This window comes from Infirmifilum tikiterense (assembly GCF_054696565.1).
Genome location: NZ_CP182482.1, coordinates 873,415 through 894,633 on the forward strand (window position 1 = coordinate 873,415; position 21,219 = coordinate 894,633).

A 21,219-nucleotide genomic window follows, 5' to 3' on the forward strand; every position below is an offset into this window, starting at 1 on the left:
TCGCGCCTAGGAGAGCTCGAGTACCCAGACTTCGAACTCGCCCCCGTTCAGCCTCACTCTAACCTGCTCAGCCCCCCTTCTCACAGCCTCGAGAACCATGCCGATATGCCTCTGAACCCTGGCTACAGATTCAAGCCAGTCCCCGTTGGCGACGCGCAGGGTGTGAGGGACTCTCAAGGCGCGAAGGTCGCTGTCGGCGATGCCGTTGAGCTCTTGAACGCTGAAAGCATCGCCCTCCCTAACTGGGAGCTTGCCGCTAGCCGCGGCGCTTAGACCTCTGACGGAGAGGTACGCTGTTGCCCCGGACCTGATCATCACGCCCTCGCTGGCGAAGAAAGCGGTCCAGGGCTCCACCCTTCTCCCATCGGCAATAACCTCCGCATCCCCTGCCACGGCCATCAAGGTTTTACCGTTCAAAACGGCCTCAAACTCCCCGGCCTGGAGCTCGATGGCTGGGGCTGTGAGGCTGTTAAGTGAAAGCAGGTTTGACACGGCGTGGGCGAACTTATCCTGCGAACCCAGGGGGTTAGGCGAAAGGAAAACCCTGTATGCCTTTCGTACTACCAACGTCATACAGCCATACACCGCTTAGGGTGCCTTACACGTCATGTGGTATTTAAGGCTTGCCGATAATAGCTTCGACGCTCGTCGAAAGCTCCGGACTATACCACCCAGTCCTCGATGTTTCTATCCCTCATTACTAGAACTCGAATGAAGCCGGCCAGAAGGATCGTAAACCACAAGGGCTGGTACACTAGGAAGTATAACGGGTAAAGGTATAGGTACGACTTCATGCCGACGTACCGCGATGCTATGAAATGCCAGGACGAGAAGGCGAGGAGCACGGCCAGCAAGGGGATGATGTAGACGATTTGCAGGTTAATGGAGAGAATCGCGGCTAGCGGTATGAACTGGGCCGTCACGGAGGAAAGAGAGAGCAGTGCTAGGTAGAGAGTCTTCGCGAATGTGTGGTTGTAGAGTAGGAAAGGCAGGAGGGTCGACACGAGCGACGGCAGGGAGATCAGCAGGCCCGGTAGCAGCACGTGAGGCATCCTGGCGAGAGCCCTAAACCCCACCCTGTAGTACCTCTGCAACCAGTCCGCTAAACCAACCGCCCACCTTTTCCTCTGTTTGTACCACTTCCTCCACGACTCTGGGGCGTAGTTATAAACCTCGGTGGCGCCGATGTACGTGAACCTATGGCCCTTCAGGAAGCTCCTGACCGCCAGGTCGAAGTCCTCCGAGATTATCGGCTTGAAGAACCCAACCTCCTCCAAGGCCCTCCGCGTGGCGGCGAAGGCAGCTCCGTTGATCGCTACAGTCCTCCCAGCAAAACGGGCCATGAGCTTGCTCGCGAAGTTCGTGGCCACGTACTCTATGTAGACCATTTTCCCAAGAAGCCCCCCGCCAACGACAACCTTCTTTATATCAGCTATATCGAACCCCTTAATCCCATCCACGACTTTCTCGATGAAAAGGGGGTCCAGAACCTCAACGTCGTCATCGAGGAAAACCACAACCTCCCCCCGCGAGAGCCTCAAGGCCGTGTTAAGGGCGCTAACCTTCCCCGCTCTTCTAGCGTTGAAGACAACCCGAACACCCTCGATCCGCGAGAGCGCCGAAGCAACCTCCTCAGACGGCTCGTCCACAACTACGATGATCTCGAGGCTCGGGTACTTACTCCCGGCCAGCGCGCTCACAAGCCTGACAAGCCTGTCGCTCCCGCGGAACGAGGGGATCACAACGCTAACCGACTTGAGCTCCTGACGGCTCTCAACGACCACGGCAGGCACTTCGTCAGACGACACGCTTAGGGGAACGCCGCCATTAATAAATCGTTTACGCGATTAAACAAGCGATGTACGGCGAACACGCAACGGAGGACCTTCAGGGGATCATACTAGCTCTAGCCAAGCGCGACGCCTACAACGGCGTGGGACGCGTCTTCATAACCGAGCTGGAGGCCCAAGGCTTCACGCGCGAAGAGGTGACGGCCGCCATAGAAAGCTTGAAGTCCAAGCATAAAGTTGCGGTCATCGGAGATGTGATAAAGGTTTACTTCCGGGAGAAGCCATGAGGCAGTACAAGTGCCTCAGCACGCCTATAGGCGAGCTCTGCTTCATCGTGGAGGGCAGGATGGTGCTGGCCCTGCACTCGAAGGAGCGCGTCAAGCCAGCCGGGGCCCAGAGAGGCGGAGCCGAAGCAGAGGCTTTCGAGAAGGAGCTTCAGGAGTACCTCCACGGATCAAGAACCAGCTTCACCTTCAAACCCGCGCTCTCGGGATCCAGCTTCAAGCGAAGTGTCCTCGAAGAACTCCTCAAAGTGCCCTACGGGGCGACCACGACCTACAAGGAGATTGCCCGAAGGCTCTCAACAACCCCTCGCTCCGTCGCTGCAGCCCTCAGCTTGAACAACATACTCATAGTCGTCCCTTGCCACCGGGTCATCTCAGCGTCCGGGTGGATAGGAGGCTACTCCTTGGGGGTTGACGCGAAACTCTTCCTCTTAAACCTCGAGAAGGCAAGCCTTCTTTAATCTTAGACGGAGATATAATAAGTTTTAGAAGACTTAGTAGTCATGTCAATTGTTGTTTGATGACAATGACTAGTATTCTTTATGGAATATAGTTTAAAATAACAGAATAGGAAAGAGTTTCGGATTGCTTTTTCGATGCAATACTAAATTTTTCAGAAGATGAGTTCTTTCAGCGGAAGACTTTTCAACTCCTCAAGGAAAATATTTATAAACTAGGTATGGCGAAGAAATAAGATGGCTGAAAGCCGCAGGAGAAATTTGTTGCTGGTAACAGCTGTCATAGCTATAGTACTCGTTGCGGCTATTGTAGCATTCATATTCTTACAGCAGCCACCACCTCAACAACCTACTGCCCCAGCTCAGCAACCAGGAGCTCCTCCTCAGCAACAACCAGTTACACAGCCTACGAAGCCTTTCCATAAACAAATATTATACCTTATCGTTAACGACGAGGGAACCAGGATCAATATGTACAAGACGGGCGTCTTCGACATAGCCGTTGTTACTCCTGCACGTTGGCCTGACGTAAACAACACGCCAGTTGATGGTTTCAGCCTACACCTTGTACGTAGACCCGATAAGCCCCAGCTGACAATACAGTATGTCGGGTTAAACCCGATGAGAGCACCTCTTAATATAACGGAAGTCCGCTACGCATTAGCATACGCTGTACCCTACGACGTGATACTCAACCAAGTGTTCAACAAACTATACACTAGGCTCTACACAATAGTTCCACGCGGGATGCCTGGCTACACAGAGTATGGAATCGTTAAGTTTGAATACAACATGACTAAAGCTAAGGAGCTAATCGCGTCCCTTAAAGCAAAGGGCTTTGACCCGAGCAAGTACACAATCACAATAATCTACAACGAGGGTAACACCGCTCGCCAGCAGATCGCTACGCTCCTTCAGCAGTCGTGGAGCGAGCTTGGTTTCAAGGTTACCGTCGAGGCGTATGCCTGGCCAAAGTACTTGGAGCTTGTTGACAACTTCCAATACGACGTGATGTTACTAGGTTGGATACCTGACTATCTTGATGCAGACAACTTCTTAATGCCATTCGTGTGGGGAGGTGCTGAGTTCAAAAACATAGAGTACGCAAGTAAAGTAGCCGCAGGCGATGTAGGAAAGTACTTAGCCAAGGTAGATGAAGCTATAGAGACTGAAAAATTCATTGTAGTTGTAGGACCTAAAGGCTCAGGTGCAACCTACACTGGGTCAACAAGCAAGCCGCTAGTAGTTGTGGCCTACGAAGTAGATTGGGAGGCTACAAACGCAAACTGGGAGAAGCCGGTAAACATGGTTACACTAGGTACAGGCGGCCTAAAAGATATAATTCTAAGTGCACTCTGTAAGGCCTCTCAGAGAATATTAGAGCCAGACGCCCGAGAAGCGGTTATACAAGCCGCTGTCATCAAGTTCAACAAAGCGAGCTCGCTAATTATGCTTGGTCAGCTCATTACCGGTGAAAACTATGGTAGCTGGGTTTACGGCATGTACTATCCAGTAGGCGCAGTTTCCACCCGCTACGACCTTGTCTGGGAAGACCCCAAGGCTCCTGTGGTTGACACCGGAGTTCTTGGCATCAAAAATAACCCAGAGACAATGGTAATAGGCGACATAGGTTGGCCTGACACCTTCGATCCTGCAAAGTCCTACGAGTCATTCGGTTGGGAGATATTCGAACACACATACAGGAGGCTTGTGACTCTCTGGAAGGAAGAAACCGAGCCTATACCTGACCTAGCCGTAGCATGGGCCTTCAGCAAAGATATGACAGAGCTCTACTTTGTCATAAGAGGTAATGTTGTCGGTTACGACCCGTGGAACAACAAGACTTACCCGATTGACGCTACCGACGTACTCTTCTGCATATGGAGAGCTGTGAGAGCTAATTTGCCAGGTGGACCGCAGTGGATGATTGACGAGTTCATCGATGTGAATGCTTCAACAGTGCTAAGCGAGGAGGAATTGGACAGTATTGCTAGGAGCCAGGGATTAGTGACGGCATTTAAAGGTAAGAGCGCCGAGGTCCACAGCTTAAAGGATCTGCTCAGCTTCTTCGGATATAGTGGATCAACAGCAGGCGTGGTCAAGTTCAAGTTGAAGTTCCCATATGTGCCAATACTGCAAATCTTCCCAACAGGTGTCGGCGCCATCTATCCAATGGAGTACGCGCTAGGCGACCAATACAGCGCCGCAATTGCAGCGTCGAAAAACGGCAAGGATCCTGCAGCATGGGCTAAGTTTGTGCAACCAGGCGAGGATGATCCAATACACCAGTTGCTAGCAAAGAAGCCTGTATCAACCGGACCCTACTACGTGGCCGACTACAAAGAGGACAGTTACATCCTGCTGAAGTACAATCCATATTACTGGAACGCAACGTTGTGGAAAGAACTGTACGGCTTCAAGCCCTAAAACTAATATTTTTTCTTTTCCTCTAACTATGATCAGTTAGGTGACGCTCATGGGGTTGGCTAGCTTCCTCGTGCGACGGATGATATCGTTTATTCCCAGCATTATAGGTGCCCTTCTAATTACGTACGTGATCGCCTATGTGATTCCGACAGACCCCGTTAGGGCATGGGTTGGCGAAAAGTTACTTAACCCGCAGACTCTGGAGGACTTGAGAAGAAAGTATAAATTTGATGCTCCCTGGTACGAGCAATTTGCTTTCCTCGTAACCCAGCTACTGACAGGGCAGCTCAGAGATCCAACAAGAGGTGACTTAGTTGTCGAGCAGGTAGCCCAGCGTTTCCCGGTGACTGTAGAGCTAGCAATCTTTGCATTCTTCTTTACCGTTGTTATAGGAATTCCATTAGGAATTGCAGCTGCGGCGAAGCGGGATAGCGCTCTAGATCTCTTCGTGCGAGTTTTCGCGCTCTTCGGTAGCTCTATGCCATCGTTTGTGCTGTACTATCTTCTCATACTCGTTTTCTACGTGCATGTGAAGACCACGCTTCTGGCAGGTGTTCCCGCATTCTCCAATGCCTGCGCGATGCAACTAGCTGGGCTAAAGGATGGCGTCCCAGTATTTGGTTGGATAGCGTGGGCTGTTGGCCAGGTTCCTATGTTCGGTGCGCTTATGTGCGGCGAGTTTCAGGTAGTTTCCGATACGTTTACAAGAATGTGGTTGCCTGGTTTCGCGCTCGGTGTGCTTTCGGCAGGTTTCATCGCTAGGATAGTGAGGAACAGTCTCCTCGATGCATTGAGTTCTGAGTCAATTCTTTTTGGAAAAGCCCGAGGGCTATCCAGCTGGACAATTTGGAAGCATGCGCTTAAAAATGGCTTTGCGCCAATTATCACTATTCTTGGCCTAGATTTTGCTGGATTGCTGACAGGCGCTATTATCGCGGAGACTATCTTTAACATCCCAGGCTTAGGAAGGTACATTTACCAAGGGATCACGCGCTTGAACTTTCCTATAATCATCGCCGGCACTTTCCTATTCTCCCTGGTGTATATTATCATGAACCTAATTGTAGACATACTATACGCGGTGTTAGATCCTAGGGTAAGGTACTGAGGTGTCGAAACCATGAATTTACTATACACTCTCTTCTCAAAAATCTTGAACGGGTACGTTGCACTAAGGGAAAGGCTAAGCCCGGGCTGGCTAGACAAGAATAGGTCTAAATTGCAGGAGACTAAACTCACGCTTTATGCTTTAGCAACTTCAAAAACCGGAGCCGCAGGGTTACTACTCGTATTTATCACAACTTTCCTCGCAATATTCGGTCCCTTTATAGCGTGGGAGCCCTACGACACTTACCCGCTATTACAAAACCCGAGCTTAGCTGGAATGTTGCCCTACCCCCCATGTTTCGGTACCTGTTCAGGGTTACCGTTATGGGGAACCGACAACTATGGACGGGATGTTCTCTCGTTAGTAGTTAGGGGCTTCAGGATAGCCCTTGTCATGAGCTTCATCATAGTTCTTGTGGGAGCTACAATAGGGGTGATTCTCGGTCTAATTGCGGGCTACTTCGGCGGTTTAGTGGATGAGGTGATAATGAGGTTTACTGATATGATGTTCGCTTTCCCAGGCCTTGTATTGGCGATCGCATTTAGTCTCACGTTGAGGATATCAGTGAGGAACGTGTTGGCGGAAAACCCTGCGCTTACCTCTTTCTTCGCTGCGATTTTCGCCCTAAACCCGGGAGATGCACCGAACATTGCAAACCTCCTCTCTCTTTTCCTCGCCATGATTTTGGTTTGGTGGCCTCCCTATGCTAGGGTTGTTAGAGGCTCCGTACTGACAATAAAGGAGCAGGGGTTTGTTGAAGCCGCAAAAGCCCTAGGCCTTTCCACCTGGAGGATCCTGCGGAAACACATCTTGCCAAACATCCTCTCACCTCTACTTGTCATGCTCACGTTTGACATAGCTACAGCTGCTCTCTCTTCAGCCGCTCTCTCTTTCCTCGGTCTAGGGGCACAGCCCCCTGTTCCCGACCTCGGATTGCTCGTCTCGATGGCTGGTCAATATTTTCCTGAGAGAAGCTGGTGGATAGTTATTGAGGCGGGTACGGCCTTGCTACTCATCTCTCTAGGTTGGAACATGCTGGGGGACGCACTGCGCGACGTGTTTGATCCAAGGACCAGGAGGTCAATAGAGCTGAAAGCGAAGCTGTAGGTGATAGTATATGGCTGAGATGAGTGACGGGCAGGTGCTGAAGGCCCGCGGAGTTACGGTGCGTTTCTACACCTATGCTGGTGTAGTGCACGCGGTAACAGATGCATACCTTGATGTTTTTCAAGGTGAGACTGTTGCCATAGTTGGTGAAACCGGTAGCGGTAAAAGTGTCTTCACTAGAAGCCTCACAGGTTTAATAGAGCCACCTGGTAGAATTGAATCCGGGAGTGTTCTATTCAGGAGGAGAGACGGTACAGTCGTAGACTTATTTAAACTTAGCAGCGAAGAGCTCAGAAAAATCAGAGGTGATGAGATCTCTTATGTGTTTCAAGACCCTAGTAGTGCTCTTGATCCCCTATATACAGCTGGTCATCATATCGTTGAAACTATTCTGGAGCATCGGAAGGCTTCACGGCGAGAAGCGCTACAAGAGGCGGTCATGCTCCTGAAGGACGTCCTTATTCCTACCCCGGAAATACGTGTGAAAAACTACCCACATGAGCTGAGCGGAGGTATGAGGCAGAGGGTTGTTATTGCAACGGCAATCGCGAACAGGCCCCGTCTCCTCATAGCGGATGAACCGACAACTAGCTTGGATGTTACCGTTCAGGCTCAGATACTCGACTTGCTTGCGAGCCTGAAGGCTAAGTATGGGATGAGCATTATACTAATTACTCATAACCTAGGAGTTGTAGCCGAAGTAGCTGACAGAGCATATGTCATGTACGGGGGGAGAATCATGGAGACAGCGGACGTCTTCACGCTTTTTGAAAATCCAGCACATCCATACACCAAAATGTTGTTGCGTGCACTGCCTGATCCTACCAGGAAAGTGAAGAGACTTGAGTCAATACCCGGTACTGTCCCAACACTTATTGATATGGGACCTGGCTGTCCATTTGCCCCTCGTTGCCCTTACGCAATGGATATCTGTAAAAAAGAGTTCCCAGCTTCCGTTATGCTGGGTGACAATCATACGGTTCACTGCTGGCTTCACTCAAAGAAGTGATGGGTATGGCGTTGCTTAGGCTGGAGAATATTAAAAAGTACTTCCGTGTTAGAGGCTCATTGTTCAAGTCTCTTAAAGCAGTCGATGGAGTGTCCTTGGAGATCGGTAGCAGCGAAACGTTAGGATTGGTAGGGGAAAGCGGTTGCGGGAAGTCAACATTAGGTAGAGTTGCTATCCGGTTACTAGAGCCTACCGCAGGTCGCATCATATACGAAGGGGTGGATATAACAAGGCTCAGCAACCGAAAGCTTAAAGAGTTCAGGAGAAGAGCACAGATAGTATTCCAAGATCCAAACACCTCTCTTAATCCAAGAATGACTGTTTACGAAATCTTAATGGAGCCTCTTTACGAGTATGGCATGGTGCCAAGTGATCCTGAAAGCTTTTTAGTCGAACAGCTCAACTCAGTGGGCCTAGGCAAGGAGCACTTATTCCGCTATCCACACGAGTTAAGCGGAGGCCAGAAGCAACGCATTGCGATACTTAGGGCCCTCCTACTCAATCCATCGCTGATTGTTTTAGACGAGCCGACGTCATCCCTAGACGTCTCCGTCCAAGCGCAGATCCTTAATATGTTAAAAGATCTTCAAGCTGAGCATAAGATCTCATACCTTTTTATCTCACACGACATCGCAGTGGTCAACTACATGAGCGACAGAATTGCCGTCATGTACCTTGGAAAGATCGTCGAGGAGGGAAAAGTGGAGGCTGTTCTCGAAAGTCCGGCTCACCCCTATACGAAGTTTCTCTTAAACGCTGTTCCAATACCAGATCCGAAGCTTAGGAACAGGAAAAGGGAAATGCTACAGGGTGAACCGCCATCACCTATCAACGTACCGCCTGGTTGCAGGTTTCACCCGCGATGCCCCTACGCAATGGATATATGCAGGAGGGAGGAGCCACCTTTCTTCGAAATCGAGCCCAACCACCGCGTCGCATGCTGGCTCTACTCCAAGTAAAAATAGCTAGAGCCCCTTTCTCTCAGATGCTCTCTTCTCAAGAATTTTTCGTGAAGAGTAGAGCGCAGACTACTTCTATCAATGAGCAGGAAAACCCGCTCCTGCACATCGAAGTACAGTAGGATGTAAAGAATGCCTTTATACGTTAACCGCTCTGGCTTCAATTCATTAACTAGTGCATGCACATGTGCAGAAGCGTCAGTAAAGCTTCTGAAGAACATCTCCAATCTCTTGAGAGCCATTCTAGATCCCAGCATCCTGGTAGCATAGTAGTCAACAGGCTCAAATGACGAGAATGATGAAGTCTCACTTTTTCCACGCTCCTTACCTATTGAACGGAGCTCATCGAGTACTTCAGGTCCGCATTTAACTGGCTCAAGAATAGGTGCCTCAATCGTAGGCTGTTTCCTCAGCATTGATGTTTCCACTTTTCTTGAGAGCAAGAGCCGAGTATACGCAGAGCCCATTAAAGAGGCAACAAAGCAGTCAACCCCAACACACCAGCCTTCTTCTTCGAGGGGCTCCAGTCTAGCGAACGGATACCAGACTAGCTTCAAAGCTCGCCTCAAAGCCCTAGCGTCAGCTTCTACAAAAACCGTCTCTATTTTCACTCCCCCCTTAAGGTTTGACGATACAATAGTTATACTTTACTTTCGCTTTTTCTCGCAAAACAAAATAAAAGGTAACCACAATTCGTTGTTAACTTTATTCGAGAAATAAAATTATGTTCAAGAACCTATAAAGTGGAAAGTAACTTGGCTTTCAGAGCGAAGAACAGGATAGCTAAGAGAGCTATAGCCACAGGCATCAGCAGGAAGATAGGCACGTTCCTTTCAACAAACCTGCGGACAGCCAGCCCCAAGTCGAACCTCCTCTCGAACAGTTTTCTAGAGGCCCGTATCTCCTGCATATAAATGCTCAAGCTCGAGGCAGAGGCATTCACCTCTTCTACAGCGAGATTAGGACAGGCTCTCTCCGAAACGACTCCCCTCAGGACTCTCCACCCATAAAAGCTCCTTGCGTAGTAGGGTAGCTCACCGCTATCGTCGAGGATATAAGTCCCGTTCAGCGTGGGCGGGCTCACCGCGTAGTCGAAAGCTAAGCCGCTGAGGCTCAGCACGGTGAGGCCCCCGCTCCGGTGAAGGATCACTCTGCCCTCGCTTATGACGCCCGAAAGGCTTTGGGAAGGCTCTGCTCTAACGATTATTAAACCGCTCTCGTTGAAGCTCCAACCCCACACTTCGTCTAAAACCAAAACGAAAGGCTCCCTCCCCTGCTCTTCGTCGAAAACCCCCGCGCCTACAACGTAAACCCTCCCGGTGGTCGGGTCCAGCCAGGCTCGCTTCAGGAAAGTATCCCCCAGTGTCCTGTAGCCTCTAAGCCACAGCAGTCCTCCGACCCTCGACAAACGCGCAGCGAAACCCTGCGCAACACCCTACGCTCTCGGTAGCTCCTCTTATGTTAAATGCTGGTTGTACCATGAGGGTAAGAGGTGAGGGAAGTGGGTGAAGACAGGGTGTTGCTGAGGGCTCAGGATCTGAGAATGTGGTTCGAGATACGTAGAGGTCTGTTCGCGGAACCAGTTCCCCTGAAAGCCGTTGACGGTGTAACCTTTGACCTTGGCGTCGGCGAGGCGGTGTCTGTTGTCGGCGAGTCTGGGAGTGGAAAAACAACGCTTGGAAAAACCATCCTGCGCCTTTACAAGCCAACTGGAGGGAAACTCGTCTTCAAGGGTCGCGACATCACCAGCCTCGACGAGAAGGAGCTGATGTGGTACAAGAGGGAGACCGGCCTCGTGCAGCAGGACCCGTACGGGGCGATGCCGTCCTTCATGACGATCTTCAGGATCCTCGAGGAGCCCCTCATAGTACACAAAATAGGTAGCAAGGAGGAAAGAAGGGAAATGGTATTCAAGGCTCTGGAGGAGGTTAGACTCACACCAGTCGAGGACTTTGCCTTCAAGTACCCACACATGCTTAGCGGGGGGCAGTTACAGAGAGTTGCCATTGCGAGAGCGCTTATCCTCAAGCCCAGCTTGGTTATAGCAGACGAGCCTGTCTCGATGCTCGATGCATCGGTGAGAGTGGAGATCCTCACGCTCATGAGGGAGCTGCAGGAGAAGAGGAACATCAGCTTCATCTACATCACCCACGACCTCTCAACAACGAGGTACTTCAGCGAGCAGATCTTCATAATGTACGCTGGCCACCTCATCGAGCGCGGGCCAACGAAGACGCTTCTCCGAAACCCCCTGCACCCGTACACGCGCGCGCTTTTGGCCGCTATCCCGGACCCCGACCCGGAGAACAGGAAGCGCTTCCGAGAGGTGCCTGCCGGCGAGCCGCCAAGCCTCATAAACCCGCCCCCGGGTTGCAGGTTTGCTCCCAGGCGCCCCTTCGCGACGGAGAAGTGTAGGCGTGAGGAGCCGCCCGAGTTCGAGGCTGAGCCAGGGCACTTCGTTAAGTGCTGGCTTTACGCCGGTACCTCCTAGCTTATTTTGACTCCGTACTTCTCCTCGAAAATCTCAATTATCCTCCTCCCATCCCCCAGCATGTCGTGGTCATTGTTGAAAAATATGTAGGCTCTCTCGGGCTTTGACTCCACGATTTTTCCCGCGACCTCAAGCAGCTCCTCGTCCAGGTACCCGTAGTTGTACCAGGTCAGCCGACCGTGCATCCTGACGTACACAGTTCCACAGATATTCACTACCCCGATCTCCGGCAACCCCTCGAAGAGAGGCGAGTCGGGTGTCACAAAGTAAATGCAGTTCTCTTGGAAGAAGGAAACAGCCTGCTCGCTGAACCATGAGAGGTGTCTGGGCTCGACAGCAATCTTATCGCACAGCCCAGAGAAGCACCTCAGTCTCTCCTTCATCTCTCCGGTGAACGCGGCGCTAGGTGGGAGCTGGAACAAGTAGAAGTCTATCCTCTCCTCGAGCGGTACGAACGCCTCGCGGAACTTCTCCCACAGAGGTACCGCCTTCTCGTTCAGTCTCCTTATGTGCGTTATACTCCTGTGGACCTTCACGGCCCAGCGCAGTTTTCCCGACTCCTCCAGCCACTTCGCCACCATGCTTCGCTTCGGAAAGCTGTAAAAGCTCATGTTGAGCTCGATCGCGTTAAAACCCGATTTTTGCGCGTACCATGCGAGGCCGTCAGGGTTCCAATCGTAAACCCACCCCGACGTCCCCACGTAGAGTTTTAGGCCCATCAATAGACAATCTTTGCTCGGGTATTTCAACGTTCTCTGAAAGGCCTCGTAACAGTTAATTATGCTTAACGTGTTTGAAAGTCATGAACTGTATGTGTGTTTCAGGGAAACTATCGTCCTTAATCCTAGTCTCCCTGGTACTGGCAACTGTATTTTTCGCCAAGCTTGGCTATGGCCAAAGCCTGCTCTTCTTCGGCAGAGTGACCGACACTCAGCTGAACCCCGTAAAGGGAGCGGAGGTAGCTGTATTCAGCAACAACCTCCTAGTGACGTCGGTCACTACGGACAAAGACGGCAACTTTAACCTGAGGATTCCCGCAGGCACGTACGTCCTAAGAGTATACCTCAAGGGCTACGCCCCGCGGCAGATACTCCTCGTGGCCACACAGGAGAAGGCTGGAAGCTTAGGCACGATAGTGCTCGAACCAGCGATCTCGATTTACGCCGAAACCACGCAACTAACGGTTTACCAGGGAGACTTCCTAAACTTTACGATCCGGGTTTCGAATAAGGGGTTAGACCCGCTGACCGTCTACTTCAAGCTCGAGAAGCCTGAATCATGGGTCGGGTACATCGCTCTCAGCGGGGGGCTCCGCGTGGACAACATTGTCGTCGACGCGGGGGCTGAGCGGGCAGTTTTCCTCAACCTGAGAGTCCCCCTGAACGCCAGCGGCGTGGTCAGAGTCAGCCTTGAGGCGAGCTGGAGTAACCTCTCGAGTGTGTTGCCGTTCGTTTTCACGGTTCAGCCAAAGAAGTGGAATATCGTTGAGTTCCCCGCAGTAAGTATAGGCGCCTACCCTGGAGCCCAGCTGAGGATCCCTATGCAGGTCACTAACCCGTTTTCGGTGGACATGGATTTCCTGCTATCAGCCTCCGTCCCCCAAGGGTGGGTGGCAACGATAATCGACGCGAACAGCCTAAGTGTCTCAGCTCTGGCTTTGCCGCCGCGTGCATCAAAGCAGCTTTTCCTTATTCTTTACGTGCCTCCCGGGGCAACGGTGGGCAAGTACCCTGTGTATGTTTACGCCGACTCCGCTGGTAGTCGCTACATAGCCCAGCTCGAGGTCTCCGTCGAGAGTCGGTTCGACCTTCTTAACTTAACTTTGGCCTCAACAAGGCTCAACTTGACGGGAGGCACATCTAGCTCTGTCCCGGTGATCGTGAGGAATGACGGAAACATGCCAACAGTGGTTCTGCTTAAGGCCGTAACTAGCACACCCGAGCTACGTCTCACCTTCTCGGTCTCGGGGCAGCCTGGAGGCTCCTTCTACCTGTTGCCAGGCGAGACCAGGCAGGTGAACCTGCTGATTGATGCCTTACAGTACATTACACCGGGAACGTACGAGGTGAGGGTCTACGCGAACGGCACCACGAGCTCAGCGGAGAAGGTACTCCTCGTTGAGGTAACTGGGGTTAGACGCGTGGAGGTCGTGAACTCCAACTTCCTGGTGGTAGCCACACCCGGCTCAGCAGCCCTTTACAGGATATACATCAACAACACGGGCACTTACCAGCTAAACTCTGTAACTCTAAGGGTAGACGACGCGCCTCACAACTTCAAAGTATTTATTCAGCCCGACAAGCTGACGCTCCTCCCAGGGGAGACCGGCTACTTCGAGATCCAAGTCTTTGTACCCAGCGACGCCAGTGAAGGCGTCTACAACCTCCAGTTCACAGTCGAGGCCGACGGCGTCTCCACCACCCGTATCCTCTTGCTCTGGGTTCGATACGAAACCGGCTTAAGCTTCATAGTTCTTATGGGCTCAATGGTCTTCGTGAGCTTTCTCCTAGTCTTCTACGGCAGGAGGAAATTCGCGCAGGGAGCGTAAATGGACGTGGCGAATCTTGCTCTGATCTACTTGCTGGGCGTCGAAACAGCATTCACGCCGTGTTTTCTCCCAGTCCTGCCTGTTTTCATAAACTTCGTCGCCGGCTTCGGGAGAGAGCGAGCCTTACTGACAAGCGTGCTCTTCGTTACGGGTTCGACTGCAAGCCTCATGCTCTACAGCTTGCTGGCCGCTTACGGGAGTAGCTTTGTGAGACCCTTCCTACAAGCGGGCTTAGCGCCACTCACAGTCGGCGTGGGTCTGCTCCTCATAAGCTTGGGAGTCGTTTTACTTACCCCTGAGCGGAGAATCTTATCGATGCTACCCTCTGTCCAACCACGCTTCAGAAAGATCTCCATGCTTAACGCGCTCGTGCTGGGTTTTACTTTCACGCTGGTGGCTGCCCCGTGCGCGGCGACATTCCTAGTGGCAGCTTTCTCGCTCGTCTGGCTCGGATCTATGAACAGCCAAAGTGAGGCCATCCTGACGGCACTGGTTTACGCGGGAGGCGTTAATACGCCGTTTCTGCTTCTAGGGCTCCTCACAGGGAAAGCGAGCGAGAAGCTTACGCGAAGTCCCGCGGTGAGGCACAACGAAACAATATCCGGCTTCATCATGATCTTGCTTGGAGCGCTGACAGTCGTCAGCGTGGAGAATTACGACCTCTACTCGCAGTACGTAGCCCAGGCTCTGGCTCCCTATTTAGCGCTTCTTTCGCTTCTGTCTGGCATCTTCTATGCGAGAGCCGCACTGCGACTTGGTGCGAAGATCAACTCTCTGCCTCCAATGCTTCTCGGCACTGGTATACTGCTCTTGGGCATTTCAGACACAGCGCCCCTGTTCTGGTTTATACCGCATGTTGAGACTGCGGGGGCGGTTCTGTCTCTCGCCTCCCGGGTTCTTATCGCGGCAGGCGGTTTAATGCTAGCCAAACCCGTCCTCCTATCAGTTCTCCCCCTAGTGCCCCTCACGAGCACCACTCTCGTGCTGGATTCTTTGATGTTGCTCTCCTGGATTGCTGGACCTGGGCGCCGCGACAGGGATCACCTCTTTGCGGCTCTCTTTCTCATGATTCACCTGATTATGGATGCTGTGCCGGTGGCTGTGGAGCTCCCGCCGGTAGCCATACTCTTGCTGCAGCCGTTTTCCTACCTAAGCTTACTTGTTCCAGCTATGAAGCTCTCGCGCGTGTTAACCGGGTTACGCCTGCTTGAGGAGGTTTAGGAGCAGCTTGACCAGCTTTTTCTCCGGGTTAAGCTTGTAGTAAGGAACGGGGCTTGAGTCCACAACCTTTAGGAAGCCTTTCTGGGAGAGCCATTCAAGGATAGGTCGCGCTCTCGAGATGTTCACAACTTCTTTCTCAACCGCGTAGGCGTTGAATGACTGTGACGGATCCTCCAGGTATTTTCTAACGAAGAACATGAAAACCCTGAGGTATCCCTGCGACCTCCTCGGGACTAACGAGGCTAATTCCTCTTCGACCTCCTCAAAAGCCGAAGAGCTCCTTTCTGCGCGCATACAAGACCTCCAGGATAGACCTTTTTGCATCCCGATCATCGATGCCGGTTAACCTCGCGGCGAGGTCCCGCTCACCCACACACACTTCGAGCCACCTTGAAAAATCGCCTCTTCGAATGTGGAAGCGAGCGCTATCCTCAGGTGCTTTCTCGAGAGCTTCAATGAGTGAAAAAACGTTCCACGCGACGTGGCCCGTGGGCTTACCCTCTGCGAGGTGGAAGATGAACTCACAACCCGTTTTAACTCGCCTCATCCAGACGTACCTGAGCCTCGCCTCGCTGTTCTCCTGGAGGCTGAAGCGAACCCGCGCCTCCAAGTCCGATATAGCGTCGGAGTAGCACATGTATGCATGGAAAGGTGTCTCGAAGGGGCTAAAGTACGAGTGCACGTCCCCGGGTCCCCCTCCCTTCGTGGACATGTAGTAGAAGTGGTCGCTTGTGGAGAGGAGCCTCCAGAGCCTCAGCAACCGCTCGTCTCTCAGCGCCTTGATCTGCAACCAGAGGTTTGAGTGCCTCTCAAAGGCGTAGTCCTGCATGAAGTTGCCTAGCCACGCGCTAAGGTCTCTTTCAAGATCAGCCCAGGATATAGTCTGCCCCTCTGGGACATCTATCTCGTCGCGCGGTGGTACCTTTTCAGCGACCTCAGAGGGCGTGGAAAACTGGAGGTGGTCCCACTTCAAGACTTCGCCGGGCAGCCAGCGGAGAAACTCGAAGATTCCTGTCTCTGCCGGGAAGTGTTCCCCGAAGGTCTCATAGTCTATCGCGATAACGATCACGTCGCCGGGTGTGGCGGCAAGCCACGCTGAGTACTTCTCGGCTGTGAGCGGGTACTCGCTCCACCACCTGCTAGCGAACCTGAAGCCTATGTCGTCTGAGAGCCTGTAGTTCCTCATGAGAACGCGAATGCCTGCTCCCTTTGCCTTGTAGACGTAGTTCGGGCTTCTCCACATTAGTACCCGCTCAACGCCCTCCGTTAAAACAGCCTTGTAGCCAAGCCTATCGAAAACCCTTCCGATGTAGTTATTGTAAATGAACTCCGTGTTTTCAACAGAGGTTGGAGTCACGCCGAAGTAGGTTCGAATCTTCTCGCTGTGCATCTTCATCTGGTCTATGAACTCCTCTTCGGAGACGAGGAAGCTCAGGCTGTGGAAGTACGTCTGGTCTAAGAACTCGACTAGACCCGTGTCAGCTAGCTGCTTGAAGCTGTCAAGCAAGTCGGGGAACCACCTCTCGGCCTGCTCTAGGAGAACCCCCGAGATACTGTACGCAACCTTGAACTTCTTTCCGTGGTCCTTGAAGTGGTCTATATGCTGAAGAATCACAGAGTTTGCTGGAAGGTAGCACCTCTTCGCAACTCTCTCTAAAACCTCCCGGTTGAGTCCTTGGTCGAAGTATATGCCCTCAAGCTCATTCAGGTCGAGCCTCCCGCCGGCTACTGTGGCCTCATTGAGCTTCCACGGGATGTTACGTGCAACGCGGTAAGGTTGATGAACCTCAAAAACGAATACTATGTGCTTTATCCTCGAACACCGTGATAAGAACTATGTAAGGAGCATAAATACTTATTTTGATTCACCCTCTACTCCGGTAGCGTTCAACGGCCTTACTTATAGCCTGGAGTGCTTTTTCCCGCCCATGCCAAGCTTTGACTTTTACCCACTTCCCGGGCTCCAACTCCTTGTAATGCTCGAAGAAGTGCTTAATCCTGCTCTTGACCCCCTCGTCTATGTCGTCAACGTCCCTTATCTTGCTGAACCTGTTATCTATCTTCTCGTGCGGCACCGCCACAACCTTGCTGTCTGGCCCGGCCTCATCCTCCATTTCGAGCAAAGCAACAGGCCTGGCTCGGACAACGCTTCCCGGCACGAATGCATCGAAGCTTAAGAGCACGACGTCCACAGGATCCCCGTCTTCCTCAAGCGTGGAAGGTATGAACCCGTAGTTAAACGGGAACACCATTGACGTGAATAGAACCCTGTCCACGAAAACGGCTCCAGTCTCCTTGTCGACCTCGTACTTGACATTGCTGTGCATCGGAATCTCAATCACCACGTAGATGTCTTCAGGAGGGTTTTTACCGGGAGGTAGCGTCTTCATACATCTTACGAACTGAGCGTCGGAGTATATATCTGCTACTCTATGCTTAGACCCAATGGGAGGCTTCACTCAGCTTTAAGCACCGTGCCTATCGCCCTAGTCCTCGAGTCTCTGAGTATGAACCTCTCACCCTCCTCGACGTACCACGTCTTTGTCATGAACCTTAGTTTCACCAGCCCAGAGTCTCCAGTCCGCATGGGTTCAACCTCCATCCACGTGAATTCGACAGGTGTTCTAATAGAGTGGATGTGCAGAACGGTTTGGTACCCTACCTTGATCGTGGTCGGGTGCTTAAGTATGAGCACATCGGCAACGATCGCTCTCGACGCGTGGAGAGGGGTCTCCGAGAGGGCGAGGCCCTTCTCGACTTCCTCGACTGTGAAGTCCGTTATGGCTAGCGTTGCCTCCTCGCCAGCCCTGGCCGTCGATGAGGGTACGCGGTTTACGTGGATAGACTTAACCCTGGTCCTCCTCCACTTACCGTCGCGCGTCGGTCCAAGGTAGTAGAAGGAGTTCTCGCGGACTATGCCCCTTTCAATGGCAACGGCTATTACGGTTCCGACGCCTCTCACGTTGTAGATGTCGGTGACGTAGGCGAGGAGGGGCTTTCTCTCCAACTCTACCCACCTCTTCCTGGGTGGCAGGATGTTGATGAACTCTGTGAGGAGCTCTAAGCCGGCGCCTGTGGTGTTAGAGAGCCTGAAGATGGGGACAACGCGGCCTGAGGGCATCAGGGGGGCGATGTCATAAGCTTCCTTCAAGCTCTTAACGATAACTGGCTTCTTGTCAAGTCTCCTCAGAATCTCACAGGTTTCCTCCAGGTACTGTCCCTCCACCTCAGGGCTGACAATGTCTACTTTGGTAAACACCACGAAAACCGGTATGTGGAGAGCTGCGCAGATTCCCAAGTGCTCACGGCCCATCACCTGTAGGCCAGTGTTACTAGCGACAACGAGCATAGCGTAGTCAGGGTACTTAGACATCACGCCTCGCAGGGCCGTCCTCAAGTACCTTTCATGGCCCCCCACGTCGACCAGCGATACGACTTTTTTCGCCGAGAGATAGATTTGGGCCTCGTCGAGCGGATTAGGGAGGTTCCAGTTGACAGGCCTCCCGTGCATGTCGAATCCCAGTATCCTGACGGCGACGGAGGAGGTCCTCCCAGTGATAATCTCGTGTGAAAACCTTGCAACCCGGCGCATGTTGCTCCCCCTGCCGTCGTCGAGAACACCCGTACAGAGAGTGCCCACGGTCGTACTCTTACCAGCGTCAACGTTCCCCAAGACGACTATATTCACCTGTGCTGGAGGGTTCTCCTCGCGCGAGAGCCTCACCAGCACTCTGATTAGCGACCTACCGGATATTGTTCTTCTGTCAAGTATCCTTATGCTAGCGCCTATCCGGCTAGCGGCGTCAGCGAGGTTCTTTATCGTTTCTTTTTCCTCCTCCTCTGATAGGCCTCGAACCGTGCCGTCGTCGTTTAGCCCCAGAACGTAGATCGCCTCACCACCCCCCTCGAAGAGCCGGTACTTCATCTGCGATGCGAGCCTCTCCAGCCTCTCGTCATCTACTTTGGTCAGCACCGACTTGTACTCAACTGGACCGCTCTCGTCCTCCTCAGGGTACGCCACGCCTTATCGTCATGATGATTAACGGGGACGCCCTATTATTTGTAACCTCGAAGAGTAAAAGCTTTTTAGCGCCCATCGCTAGCTTATCAAAAAGTAGTATGCTGTTTGCGAGAGTGTACATTGGAACTTCAGGTTGGGACTACGAGGATTGGATAGGTCCCTTCTACAGCCGTGAGACAGGGCTCTTCAGCCAGTACGCTAGGGTCTTTAACACCGCTGAAGTTAACTCTACTTTTTACGCGCTCCCAACGCGCAGGTTCCTGGAAAGTCTCTTTCAGGCGGCTCCAAGGAACTTCGTTTTTTCACTGAAGATGTACAGGGGGATCACGCATAAAAAGCTCCTCAACCCCAAGCTTGCCGAGCAGGAGCTGGAGCTCTTCTTCAAGTCCCTAGAGCCTGTTCGAACCACGGGGAAGCTAGGAGCGATCCTGATACAGCTCCCCCCAAGAGGGGTGAAAGAGATCCCCTGGTTCCGCGACTTCCTAGAAGCGTTGCCCAAAGGCTACCGCTACGCTGTCGAGTTCCGGGACACCAGCTGGCTTACGAAGGAGACTTACAGGACTCTATCGGACTTGAGCATCGCTTACACTACAGTAGATGAACCGCTGTTACCTCCAGAAATCGTGGTAACGTCGGACTTCTCCTACGTGAGGTGGCACGGCCGAGGTGAAAGACCATGGTACTACTACCACTACACGATTGAGGAGCTGAGGGAGTGGGTGCCCAGGCTTCAGAAACTTACCGAAAACACTAGGTTGCTGCTCGGTTACTTTAATAATCACTTCAGGGGATTCGCGCCCCACAACGCCCTCCAGATGCTGGCCCTGCTCGGCATGCTGGATAGGGAGAGGAGAGAGATGCTCGAACGCATGGATAAGTACTTCTCCTCGGCGCCTAGAAATGAACTTGAGAGGGCTCAGAGGGCTGTTGCTTCAGGAGACCTAGAGACAATCCTCAAGGTGTTAGCCGGCGAGAAGAGATTTGCCAGAGGCCTTGAAATCGACGACCGCGAGGTCTCGCTTGAGGTGCTCGGTGACAGCGTGAAGGGCAGGGTGAAAAACTACGTCATAGACATCGACGTCAAGGACAAGCGGATCTACCATGACTGCGAAGACTGGAAGAAGCAGGTGGAAAGCAAGAGGTTTTGCAAGCACATGGTGAAGTTCTTCCTGAAAATGCCGCGAGAAGTAGCGGTAAAGCTTCTAGTGGACATAGTCTCTAATGCCGACGAGTGGGAATTCGCGGCAGGCACCTCGGAATAGGGAGAATAAGCGAGCAGTCCTCGGAAGCTAGCCTCAGGTAGTCCCCGCTCCAGTACAGGAAGGCCGTGTAGGCGGCTGTAACAGCGTCGAGTGCATCACCGGTTAACCTTCCAGTGGGGAGCTTTACCCCAAGTGCTCTTAGACCGTGCTCTAGCCCGGCTAGAGACCTCTTGCTTCTAGGGAGGCAAAGGACATCCTGGCTTCCACCTGGATAAACCTCAAGAATGCTGAGGCCAGCTTCCTCCAGTAGCGAGCGAAGCCTCATCCCTCGGAGTGTCAGGCTCAGCATGGAAGGCATTGTTGGAGGGAAGAACCTGATGCCGAGGGAGATTAGTACTTTCTCGCATCCACGGATCCTGCTCTTGGATGGCAGGCTTAGTGGTGCGTCGATGCCCGTATACATCGGCCTCACGCTAGAAAGAGCTTCATGTATCTCCTCGTCTGTTGACAGCCCAAAAACTCTGGCTGTAAGGTTCTCGTCGAGTAAAGCCACATAGGTGGGCTTCTTCTCCGAAGAGGAGAGGTCCACGCCTG

21 protein-coding genes are annotated in these 21,219 nt (G+C 52.5%); 11 read left to right on the forward strand and 10 right to left on the reverse strand.

The genetic code is table 11. The features are described 5' to 3' along the window. Positions 1-6: 6 nt before the first annotated feature. Together ACNO7C_RS04815 and ACNO7C_RS04820 are read right to left on the reverse strand one after the other, a co-directional pair. Positions 7-573, reverse strand: a complete 567-nt coding sequence (locus ACNO7C_RS04815; RefSeq protein WP_460025818.1) for a hypothetical protein — start codon at positions 571-573, stop codon at positions 7-9. 89 nt (positions 574-662) lie between these two features. After that, on the reverse strand, positions 663-1,808 hold the full coding sequence (locus ACNO7C_RS04820) for a glycosyltransferase family 2 protein (protein ID WP_460025819.1): 1,146 nt from the start codon (positions 1,806-1,808) through the stop codon (positions 663-665). Between the two features lie 50 nt (positions 1,809-1,858). Between ACNO7C_RS04820 and ACNO7C_RS04825 the strand changes: the two genes are divergently transcribed. The 7 genes from ACNO7C_RS04825 (at position 1,859) to ACNO7C_RS04855 (ending at position 9,142) form a co-directional block, all read left to right on the forward strand. After that, the gene (locus ACNO7C_RS04825; RefSeq protein WP_460025820.1) at positions 1,859-2,077 is read left to right on the forward strand and encodes a hypothetical protein; all 219 of its coding nucleotides are present in this window, start codon (positions 1,859-1,861) and stop codon (positions 2,075-2,077) included. Further along, positions 2,074-2,535, forward strand: a complete 462-nt coding sequence (locus ACNO7C_RS04830) for a methylated-DNA--[protein]-cysteine S-methyltransferase (RefSeq protein WP_460025821.1) — start codon at positions 2,074-2,076, stop codon at positions 2,533-2,535. The genes ACNO7C_RS04825 and ACNO7C_RS04830 overlap by 4 nt, the downstream gene beginning before the upstream one ends. Positions 2,536-2,769: 234 nt before the next feature. Then, entirely contained in the window at positions 2,770-4,959 is a 2,190-nt protein-coding gene (locus ACNO7C_RS04835) for an ABC transporter substrate-binding protein (protein WP_460025822.1), read from the forward strand. A gap of 49 nt (positions 4,960-5,008) precedes the next feature. Next, entirely contained in the window at positions 5,009-6,067 is a 1,059-nt protein-coding gene (locus ACNO7C_RS04840; protein WP_460025823.1) for an ABC transporter permease, read from the forward strand. A gap of 12 nt (positions 6,068-6,079) precedes the next feature. Next, on the forward strand, positions 6,080-7,174 hold the full coding sequence (locus tag ACNO7C_RS04845) for an ABC transporter permease (protein ID WP_460025824.1): 1,095 nt from the start codon (positions 6,080-6,082) through the stop codon (positions 7,172-7,174). Positions 7,175-7,193: 19 nt separating this feature from the next. Continuing rightward, on the forward strand, positions 7,194-8,183 hold the full coding sequence (locus ACNO7C_RS04850; RefSeq protein ID WP_460025904.1) for an ABC transporter ATP-binding protein: 990 nt from the start codon (positions 7,194-7,196) through the stop codon (positions 8,181-8,183). Continuing rightward, positions 8,183-9,142, forward strand: a complete 960-nt coding sequence (locus ACNO7C_RS04855; protein WP_460025825.1) for an ABC transporter ATP-binding protein — start codon at positions 8,183-8,185, stop codon at positions 9,140-9,142. Before ACNO7C_RS04850 ends, ACNO7C_RS04855 begins: the two co-directional genes overlap by 1 nt. Here ACNO7C_RS04855 and ACNO7C_RS04860 read toward each other — a convergent pair. Together ACNO7C_RS04860 and ACNO7C_RS04865 are read right to left on the reverse strand one after the other, a co-directional pair. Beyond that, on the reverse strand, positions 9,130-9,753 hold the full coding sequence (locus ACNO7C_RS04860) for a hypothetical protein (protein ID WP_460025826.1): 624 nt from the start codon (positions 9,751-9,753) through the stop codon (positions 9,130-9,132). The two genes, ACNO7C_RS04855 and ACNO7C_RS04860, sit on opposite strands and share 13 nt — an antisense overlap. 125 nt (positions 9,754-9,878) lie before the next feature. Next, entirely contained in the window at positions 9,879-10,550 is a 672-nt protein-coding gene (locus ACNO7C_RS04865; RefSeq protein WP_460025827.1) for a hypothetical protein, read from the reverse strand. 93 nt (positions 10,551-10,643) lie between these two features. Between ACNO7C_RS04865 and ACNO7C_RS04870 the strand changes: the two genes are divergently transcribed. After that, positions 10,644-11,633, forward strand: a complete 990-nt coding sequence (locus ACNO7C_RS04870; RefSeq protein WP_460025828.1) for an ABC transporter ATP-binding protein — start codon at positions 10,644-10,646, stop codon at positions 11,631-11,633. On the opposite strand, the gene ACNO7C_RS04875 is transcribed toward ACNO7C_RS04870, so the two are convergent. Continuing rightward, entirely contained in the window at positions 11,630-12,352 is a 723-nt protein-coding gene (locus ACNO7C_RS04875; RefSeq protein WP_460025829.1) for a DUF72 domain-containing protein, read from the reverse strand. The genes ACNO7C_RS04870 and ACNO7C_RS04875 overlap by 4 nt on opposite strands. 92 nt (positions 12,353-12,444) lie before the next feature. Between ACNO7C_RS04875 and ACNO7C_RS04880 the strand changes: the two genes are divergently transcribed. Further along, a complete protein-coding gene (locus ACNO7C_RS04880; RefSeq protein WP_460025830.1) occupies positions 12,445-14,181 on the forward strand; it encodes an NEW3 domain-containing protein in 1,737 nt (578 codons plus the stop codon). Further along, positions 14,182-15,402 (forward strand): cytochrome c biogenesis CcdA family protein, encoded by a 1,221-nt coding sequence (locus ACNO7C_RS04885; protein WP_460025831.1) that lies wholly within the window; start codon positions 14,182-14,184, stop codon positions 15,400-15,402. It abuts the gene before it with no gap. Here the strand turns inward: ACNO7C_RS04885 and ACNO7C_RS04890 are convergent. The 4 genes from ACNO7C_RS04890 to ACNO7C_RS04905 all read right to left on the reverse strand — a co-directional run bounded on the left by ACNO7C_RS04890 (position 15,379) and on the right by ACNO7C_RS04905 (position 19,423). Next, positions 15,379-15,696: a hypothetical protein gene (locus ACNO7C_RS04890; RefSeq protein WP_460025832.1), complete on the reverse strand. Its 318-nt coding sequence runs from the start codon at positions 15,694-15,696 to the stop codon at positions 15,379-15,381. The two genes, ACNO7C_RS04885 and ACNO7C_RS04890, sit on opposite strands and share 24 nt — an antisense overlap. Then, positions 15,665-17,215, reverse strand: coding sequence for an alpha-amylase (locus tag ACNO7C_RS04895; protein ID WP_460025905.1), 1,551 nt, complete (start codon positions 17,213-17,215; stop codon positions 15,665-15,667). The genes ACNO7C_RS04890 and ACNO7C_RS04895 overlap by 32 nt, the downstream gene beginning before the upstream one ends. Positions 17,216-17,267: 52 nt before the next feature. Next, positions 17,268-17,792 carry an inorganic diphosphatase gene (gene ppa, locus ACNO7C_RS04900; RefSeq protein WP_460025833.1) on the reverse strand — a complete coding sequence of 175 codons (525 nt, stop codon included), beginning with the start codon at positions 17,790-17,792 and terminating at the stop codon, positions 17,268-17,270. Between the two features lie 65 nt (positions 17,793-17,857). After that, entirely contained in the window at positions 17,858-19,423 is a 1,566-nt protein-coding gene (locus ACNO7C_RS04905; protein WP_460025834.1) for a GTP-binding protein, read from the reverse strand. Between the two features lie 98 nt (positions 19,424-19,521). Between ACNO7C_RS04905 and ACNO7C_RS04910 the strand changes: the two genes are divergently transcribed. Further along, positions 19,522-20,685: a DUF72 domain-containing protein gene (locus ACNO7C_RS04910; protein ID WP_460025835.1), complete on the forward strand. Its 1,164-nt coding sequence runs from the start codon at positions 19,522-19,524 to the stop codon at positions 20,683-20,685. Here the strand turns inward: ACNO7C_RS04910 and ACNO7C_RS04915 are convergent. Continuing rightward, positions 20,642-21,214, reverse strand: a complete 573-nt coding sequence (locus tag ACNO7C_RS04915) for a DUF429 domain-containing protein (RefSeq protein ID WP_460025836.1) — start codon at positions 21,212-21,214, stop codon at positions 20,642-20,644. The genes ACNO7C_RS04910 and ACNO7C_RS04915 overlap by 44 nt on opposite strands. Positions 21,215-21,219 lie beyond the last annotated feature (5 nt).